This window comes from Maribacter sp. 4G9 (assembly GCF_002742265.1).
GTDB lineage: Bacteria > Bacteroidota > Bacteroidia > Flavobacteriales > Flavobacteriaceae > Maribacter.
The window spans coordinates 1-1,580 of record NZ_MDGL01000009.1; the positions used below are offsets into that span (position 1 = coordinate 1).

The window sequence follows — 1,580 nt, forward strand, 5'->3', positions numbered from 1 at the left end:
GGTAATGACACCAGCTTTGGCAAGATGGGCCAAAAGTGCCCTTGAACCGTTGTTCGGTGCTTTTGTAAGGCATCCAAGATTAGCGCTGCCAATCTAAGGCGGACCAAAAAAAGCCCCGTAAAGAGGCTTGTACGGATCCATTTTTTCACGGATTAATATCTTGTGCAACGGTTACCATTGTTGCCAGTAGTACTTATTATTCAGTTGTTAAATATCCATTGATAATTTCAGACTTCCGCCTAATCCTTCTCGGATAATTCGCATCAAAGTCGAAAGTCGAATATCACTTGCGTTATTCTCGATTCGAGAAATATAGTTTTTAGTAGTTCCAACTTTTTCGGCAAGCTGTTGTTGGGTCAAATGTTGTTTTTTTCTCGCCTCTTGAATTAAAACTCCAATTTTAAATGTTTCAAATTCTTCTTGAAATTCATCACGAGATTCAGTTCCGATTTTTCCGTACTGCTCGTCCAAATGGTCATCAAAGGATGTAATTTTTTTATCTGTTTTCATAATATTCCTTTTTTAATCGTTCCGCTTTTTTAATTTCCTTCTTGGGTGTTTTTTGCGTTTTCTTTTGAAATCCGCTCAACAGAATTATTAAATTCCCTTTGTCGAAAAAGCAAAAAATTCGGAATATTCCATTTCCTGCTGAAATTCGCACTTCCCAAAGTCCGTAAGTATTCGTAAGGTTTTTTAAAAATTTTTCTGGAACAATTCGAGTATTTCTCAAAAGTAAAAGTGTCCAGTCAATTTTCTTACGAACAACGAGCGACTGTTTTAAATAGAAATCTTTAAAGTGGTTTTCGTAAAATCCTATTTCTCTTTTAAATTCGCTCAATTGATTAGTCGTTAAATTCAGAACAAAGTTACCTAAAAAGGTAACAATTTCCAAATTTATATATGATTTTCAATATAGAAACGGATTTTCACGTATTACTGGCAACGCAGGGCTATGTGAAGCCACGTTACGGATTTTAAATTTACGCAACTTGTTGGGATAAATTTACAAATACGTGTTGAACGTGGCCAGGTTGCATATAGCCGTTGATATGTACAGTTTTCCTCGATGGCGCCTAAAGGTGATAGGTTGGATGGTCCCTCATCCTACGGATTATGCAAACTGGCATGGCCCTGCGATGATGTACAAATCCCAAGGGGCGGGAATTGGAGCCTTTGGCGACAATGTAGCGACTTGGGTTCACCTTTAGGTGAATTGTACATCATCGGTTAGTATAAGAAAAGTAGGGCGGGTGGTAAGCTATGTTCTTTCCGTTAAGCAAAAAGCCAAATCTTTTGCATTTTGTTTTTACCTTATTTTTCTAAAAGCCAAATCAAAAGATTTGGCGACTTTATAAATACGCCCAAACCCTTTGTTTAAGCACCATTCCGCCCTATTTTTTTTATACATTGTGCCTGTTGCACAAGTTATAAAAAAAGGGGCATTTCGATCTTGCCGATCCGTAAAAGGATCGTAACTTTAGGTATGCAGGGTAAAAAGGATTATCAAGAGAAGCTTTTCAATAATTTCCAATTAAGTGACCGGGTACCGCAGACGAATTTCTACCGTCGTTTAAAAGGCG

3 protein-coding genes are annotated in these 1,580 nt (G+C 37.5%); 1 reads left to right on the forward strand and 2 read right to left on the reverse strand.

The features are described 5' to 3' along the window. Nucleotides 1-207 precede the first annotated feature (207 nt). Both BFP75_RS01680 and BFP75_RS01685 read right to left on the reverse strand, forming a co-directional pair. On the reverse strand, nt 208-510 hold the full coding sequence (locus BFP75_RS01680) for a helix-turn-helix domain-containing protein (RefSeq protein ID WP_099542951.1): 303 nt from the start codon (nt 508-510) through the stop codon (nt 208-210). Next, nucleotides 497-838, reverse strand: a complete 342-nt coding sequence (locus BFP75_RS01685) for a type II toxin-antitoxin system RelE/ParE family toxin (protein ID WP_099542952.1) — start codon at nt 836-838, stop codon at nt 497-499. Before BFP75_RS01685 ends, BFP75_RS01680 begins: the two co-directional genes overlap by 14 nt. 211 nt (nt 839-1,049) lie before the next feature. Between BFP75_RS01685 and BFP75_RS21645 the strand changes: the two genes are divergently transcribed. Beyond that, nucleotides 1,050-1,208, forward strand: a complete 159-nt coding sequence (locus BFP75_RS21645) for a hypothetical protein (RefSeq protein WP_165776517.1) — start codon at nt 1,050-1,052, stop codon at nt 1,206-1,208. The last annotated feature ends 372 nt before the right edge of the window (nt 1,209-1,580 follow it).

Bases quoted from the DNA above. Each gene is read 5' to 3' on its own strand.
- BFP75_RS01680 (WP_099542951.1), bottom strand. From the start codon at position 510: ATGAAAACAGATAAAAAAATTACATCCTTTGATGACCATTTGGACGAG.
- BFP75_RS21645 (WP_165776517.1), top strand. From the start codon at position 1,050: ATGTACAGTTTTCCTCGATGGCGCCTAAAGGTGATAGGTTGGATGGTC.